The organism is Candidatus Binatus sp. (genome assembly GCF_036567905.1).
In the GTDB taxonomy this organism is placed as follows: Bacteria; Desulfobacterota; Binatia; order Binatales; family Binataceae; genus Binatus.
In genome coordinates this window covers 1-5716 of record NZ_DATCTO010000041.1, presented here as the reverse complement: position 1 = coordinate 5716, position 5716 = coordinate 1, and the positions used below count along the sequence as shown (strand labels likewise).

General features: G+C 59.4%; 4 protein-coding genes and 1 tRNA gene. 2 read left to right on the top strand and 3 right to left on the bottom strand.

Annotated features, from left to right (window positions below):
• Positions 1 to 408: 408 nt before the first annotated feature.
• Positions 409 to 1974 (bottom strand): Fic family protein, encoded by a 1566-nt coding sequence (locus VIO10_RS06305; protein WP_331961034.1) that lies wholly within the window; start codon positions 1972 to 1974, stop codon positions 409 to 411.
• Between the two features lie 369 nt (positions 1975 to 2343).
• On the opposite strand from VIO10_RS06305, the gene VIO10_RS06300 reads away from it, so the two are divergent.
• A complete protein-coding gene (locus tag VIO10_RS06300) occupies positions 2344 to 3036 on the top strand; it encodes a site-specific integrase (protein WP_331961031.1) in 693 nt (230 codons plus the stop codon).
• 169 nt (positions 3037 to 3205) lie between these two features.
• Positions 3206 to 3297: transfer RNA gene (locus tag VIO10_RS06295), tRNA-Ser, on the top strand.
• A gap of 236 nt (positions 3298 to 3533) precedes the next feature.
• Here the strand turns inward: VIO10_RS06295 and VIO10_RS06290 are convergent.
• Together VIO10_RS06290 and VIO10_RS06285 are read right to left on the bottom strand one after the other, a co-directional pair.
• Complete coding sequence (locus VIO10_RS06290) at positions 3534 to 5222, bottom strand: recombinase family protein (protein WP_331961028.1); 1689 nt, start codon at positions 5220 to 5222, stop codon at positions 3534 to 3536.
• On the bottom strand, positions 5209 to 5716 hold a 508-nt coding region (locus VIO10_RS06285), incomplete at its 5' end, for a DUF2924 domain-containing protein (protein WP_331961025.1). The genes VIO10_RS06290 and VIO10_RS06285, both read right to left, overlap by 14 nt.

The following is a 5716-nucleotide window of genomic DNA, read 5'->3' as shown; positions in this document are numbered from 1 at the left end:
GAGGTCACCGCTGAACCTTGAAAATCGACCTTCAACGAGCTATTGAAGGAGAGCTGAAAGGGCTGATTTTCTGTCTCACCCACCGCCACTCCACCTCCTCACCGCCCCCGATCGCGTCCAAACCTATGTCTGTCAATGGCTCTGCTAGCTCTTACCACATTAGTAGTACACTTGGAAAATGGAAATCCGGGTTCCAATCGTGTGTCACCTGTCTAGGCTATTCCCCGGTGGTCTCGATCATAGACGATCATAATGAACGTTGAATTCCTTGTACGACAGGGGGTTCACACGGCGCCGCTGATCAGCAATGAGTCCCGGGGCGATCACCATCGATCACGTCGTAACAACATCCGCGCAAACAGGAGCTCGCGAATCAAATTCCGATTGTCACCTCGCCCTCAAAGGCTCTCATGAAGAAGCTTTCGGCACGGCCGGCAACGGTTCGCCGGCCAATCCTTTACGCACCAGCCCGGCCAGGAACTTCGTGAACGGGACAATATCTTCTCCGACACTCGCCTTTTCGAGGCCCTCGACATACATGTTGCGGTCTCCGACGGGTATGACCGTCCAGGGATAGCCGCCCGACGCCATCATCACGTTCATCAGAAAACGCCCGATCCGGCCGTTTCCATCCATGTAAGGATGGATGTACACGAATACAAAATGCCCCAGCACCACGCGCACGGCCGGTTCGGTTTCTTCGCGCAACAGATCGAAAAAAGCCGGCATAGCATCCCTCACCGCCTCGCAGTTAAGTGGCACATGCATGGACTTCCGAATGTAAACCTGGCTGTTGCGATAACCGGCAAGGTCGGCGGGTTTCAGCAGACCGGCGGTGACGCTCGGCGCGAACAGTTCTCGATACCACGTCCCGTGATCCTCGTCTGCGACCAGACCGGGATTCTCGCGCCGCAGAACCCTGCCGACACTTTTCTCCACAACTTGATAAGCCTGCCAGTAACCGCGCGCCGCCATGGCGTTGCGCTGTTCCCGGTCGCCTTCTTGCGTCTCGGGATTCCATATGCGGCTGCGGACACGTTCAATCAGCTCAGCAGTGACGCGATAGCCCTCGATCGACAGCGAATGATACGCATCTGTGACATAGGCGTCGTTGACGCGCTTCATGTATGCCTCGATATTGCGCGGCAGACCCGGCGCTTTCGGGAAGCGGCCAATAACCGGCTCCCGCATCTTCTGCCACAACAACCGTATCCTGTTCACATAGGGAGATCTTTCGCGGGCCGAGATGACCAGGGATGGTTTGTCCGTGAAGGGATCGTTTTCACGCACTGCGTACCCGGCAGCGGACATCGTCTTCACAATATCATCCGCCATGCGGTCGCGCCCGATGTTGCGCAAGGCGCCGGCCAGACGGCCGGCAATCACTGTGTGCCCCCCCTCCAGAAGCCGGGCAAGAAGGCCGGAGGCATCGCGTATCATCAGCAGTACAGTACGGACATCCGTCGAGTTGTTCGAAAAATAATCAGGAGAGCACTCGATCAGGGCAGATTCCGCCGAGAACATGCGAAGGCCTTCCTTTCCCACCCGGTCTCCAGCGGCAGGCAGTGCGGCGCGAAGATCCAGCAGAGATGTGCCATGCGGAAGTCGGGTGACTTTGTTGCGGGCTCCCGGCGACCTCACCAGGAGTTGCCCGCGCACGGTCCAGTTACCCGCATGCAGGGATAAGGACTGTTCGGGCGAGAGACACCACTTCGCGCCGAAACGTTCTTCCAGATAGACAGCGCAAAAGCGCCAGAACGACGCATACCAGGCCGTGCTCTCGCCCTTCACTTCGTCCGGGCGGCTCGGGATAAACCAGCCTTTTATGACCTTCTGGAGAAAGCCATTGGCCAAAAGGCGCTCCCTGTGCGTGCGCGACAGGTCCCTTGCCCGGATGGCGGCTGCGCCATTGGAAGTCTGGAGCTTCCTCAGGATTTCCAGGGACTGTGCGAGTTTTTCGGGCGGTGTAGCCATCAGCGCGAATCCTCAGATTTAGCTTTTTGTGCTGTACAATAATTAGCTTAATACGTTGTACCATAATTAGCTTATTACGTCGAGCCAATATTAGCTTTTTCCGCTAGCCTCACGTCGCGCGCCGCCGCGATCCTGAAGCCGGCGCCGCATTCTCACGCGCCATCGTCGCCCGACCGCGCTGCAAATCGGACATCGACTGCCGGTTCGCTGCCAGGTTCGCCTCAACACCCCGCTCGATAGAGATTCCCGCTGAAAGATTCCGCGCGCATCGACGTTCAGACCTGCGAGAAGTTTCGCGCCGAGCTTTTCGGGAAAACCGGCCACTGCAACACGAACGCAATCATTGCGGTCCTCGGGCGCGTTCTTGAGATGGCTCGTCGGCACAAGCAAATCCGCGAGAACCCGACGGACGATCTTCCTTCAGTTGCCGCAAAGGCCAAGGAGATACTGGATGGCGACGATGAGAGCGACAGCGGGACAGTTGATCCGGCCAAGGTGCTGAACGCCGATGAAGTTGCGTTGCTGCTCAGCCATGCGGCAGCGGGATTCGACCGTGCGTTCCTGACGACAGTCGCGCTGACCGGGATGCGCCAAGGCGAGGCGCTGTCGTTGCGGTGGAGCGAAGTCGATCTGGTCGGCAGCAAGATTGAAGTCGGGCGAACGGCGACATGGGCGCGCGTACTATCCGCGAAGGCCGAGGATGGCACGCGCGAGAAGCCCGGGCCGATGAGCGCGAGATACTTTCCGCCGAAGACCAGAACGTCGAAGCGCACAATCCCGATCCCGGCTGCGCTGGTTTCGATCCTGCGCGCTTGGAAACTGCAATGCCCGCCGAGCAGCGCCGACTTGGTTTTCCCAGCGCCCGACGGCACGGCGCTGCACCGTTCTCGAACGCTGAAGGGCTGCCTGCGGCCCACGTTGCGCCGCGCCAAACTGCGGCGGGTCAATGTGCATTCCCTGCGGCACAGTTTCGCGAGCGTACTGATCATGGCCGGATCGCCCGTGACCGAGGTTCAGCATTTACTCGGGCATTCGTCGGCGGCGATCACGTTGAAAGTTTAAAGCCACTATTTCTCAAAGACACCGACCGACTCGATCAAGAAACTGGCTGGCGCGATTTTAGGAACCGGTCCAGCCAGACACAAAAAAGACACTTTCACGGTTGATGGCAACGTTGCGAATGCTCCGAAAAGTGCGTAACTATGCGATTGCGCGCGGATATTTCCATTGCGGAGAGGTGGCCGAGTGGTCGAAGGCACCAGATTGCTAATCTGGCGTACTGGGTAACCGGTACCGAGGGTTCGAATCCCTCCCTCTCCGCCAAACAGTCTGGCATGTTTTCCTACATTTTGGAGAAGCGATGAAATCGGCGCGTGGGGCGCGATTCACGCGCGGCCGCGGACCCGGAGAATGCCACCGGCCGCGGCTGAGCGCAAAAATCGAGAAAATTCTCTGTTGGCGATTTTGGCATGTCCATCTGCGAACCGGCAGACCATCTTGAAGAGACCCGGTACGCACTCGGGAAGAACGCCTAACGAAAGGAACTCCGACGCCTAAGTCTATCGGATGTCGAGCGCTTGCTGCTGCGCGCTCCAGAGCGGGGGCAGTTCGATTCTTTGGGTCATCGCGATGGCGCTGAGGTCCGCAGGCTGGCGGCCTTCGGCGATCGCCTCGACGATCCTGGGCGCCAGAAACGCCAGCCGCATCACGCGTCGCACGTGACGGCTGGTAAGATGTTCTCGCTTGGCGATCTCGCCGATCGACCTTGCTCGGCCCTCCAGTAGATCGTTGGACCATCGATACGCACGGGCGGTCGCGTCGAGCAGCGGTAGATCGACACGGGCCAAGGATGTGGCGTCACCATCAATGATCAGCCGCATCTCAACGCCGCGTCGCTTCATCCGCATCGGGACGAATCGGGTGAGGGCAAGTTCGTTCGCGGTCGCGGGATCTCGATCATCGCTGGCCGGGATCGGCAATTTGATCGAAACTTGGATCCCGTCCTGCTTGAGTTCCACGCGCTCGATTAGCCGGACAAGCGCGGGTGAGGCTTCCGTTTCGGACCGTAGGCCTTTAATCCAAGCCTCGGCGGCCTTGAATATGGAAGGCAGTCGGCTCGCATCGATGTTGAGTTCTTCAATCGCTCCGGCGATCGCCGCTCGATCGCCGAGAATCTGCAGAGTCGCAGCGCGAACGGCTCGCTCAAGCTCCGGTGCAGCTACGCGCCACCCGCGGTCAGTATATTCTGCGGAGCCCCTCACCAGTTCACGAGAGACGTAGTAGCGATAATGGCGCGCGCCTTTTACCGCGCCCTGCACATATAGGGGCTTGCCGTTCTCGTCGAACAGTTTCCCCGCAAGCGGGCTGGTCGGCGCCTTGGTCGGGCGTTCGCGATGAGTGGCGGCCTGATCGCGCAAGCGTCGCTGGACCTTCTCCCACAGCTCGCGGCTCACTATCGGCTGGTGTTGCCCTGGATGGCGTTCCTTCTTGTGACGGATTTCGCCGAGGTAAATCGGGTTCGACAGCATCTGGTAGAGAGCTCCGCGCGAAAATTGCCGGCCTCCCGATCGCACGCCGTTTTTCGACACCCGGACCTTGGAGACTATCTCGCGGCGCTCCAAATCGTTTCTCAGGAGCCGGACGGAACCGAGTTCCAGATATCGCTGATAAATGTGTTTCACCGTCGCGGCTTCCGCCGGGTTGACCACCAGCTTGTGATCGCGGACGTCATAGCCCAGCGGCGTCACCCCGCCCATCCACATTCCCTTGCGCTTGGAGGCGGCGATCTTGTCACGAATCCGCTCGCCCGTTACCTCACGCTCGAATTGCGCGAATGACAGCAGGACGTTGAGCGTAAGTCGGCCCATTGAGGTCGTCGTGTTGAACTGCTGAGTGATCGAGACGAACGAAACGTCGTGCGCGTCGAACACCTCGACCATCTTGGCGAAGTCAGCCAGCGAGCGGGTCAGGCGATCGACTTTGTAGACGACCACCACGTCGACAAGTCTCCGCCGGATATCTTCCAATAGGCGCTGTAGGGCGGGCCGCTCCATTGTCCCGCCCGAAAGGCCGCCGTCATCATAGGCGGTTTTGACGAGCCGCCAGCCCTCGCCCGTCTGACTTTTGATAAACGCCTCGCACGCTTCGCGCTGCGCGTGCAGCGAGTTGAAGTCCTGTTCGAGTCCTTCTTCAGAGGACTTGCGCGTGTAGATCGCGCAGCGTCGTGTTCGCGACTTAGCGTGTTCCATCGCGGGTCTCTTCTTGTAATCGCTTGAGGCCGAAGAACAACGGCCCCGACCATCGAGTCCCCGTAATCTCGCGCGCGACTTCCGAGAGCGAACGGTAACCGTTGCCCCGGAAACAAAATCCCTTTTCGAGAACGCTTACCTGATGGCTGATACCGCGCCATTCACGCATCAGCACCGCGCCGGGCTGCACGATGCGAGACGGTGCCGCAGCCAAAGCCGACCCGTTAGCGCCATCACTGGCGAACTCTGCGAGCAGGCGCTGCGTCGAGGGTTTGAGTCCGCCGAAAGCTTTTTCCTGAAGGCGATATGCAATCGCGCGCGTCAGGAAGGACCGGCCGATATCGCGCGACGGCGCCTTTCCGAACATGGCTTTCCAGCGCTCACGGAGTTCATCAATATCCAGCTTCGACAGGCTCGCAATTTCCGACCCTATGGCCTCACGGTCCAGAACCTGCGCCCGCCGCTTCATGATCGTTTCTATCGATACTTCGCGA

Bases quoted from the DNA above. Each gene is read 5' to 3' on its own strand.
- VIO10_RS06300 (WP_331961031.1), top strand. From the start codon at position 2,344: ATGGCTCGTCGGCACAAGCAAATCCGCGAGAACCCGACGGACGATCTT.
- VIO10_RS06290 (WP_331961028.1), bottom strand. From the start codon at position 5,222: ATGGAACACGCTAAGTCGCGAACACGACGCTGCGCGATCTACACGCGC.
- VIO10_RS06305 (WP_331961034.1), bottom strand. From the start codon at position 1,974: ATGGCTACACCGCCCGAAAAACTCGCACAGTCCCTGGAAATCCTGAGG.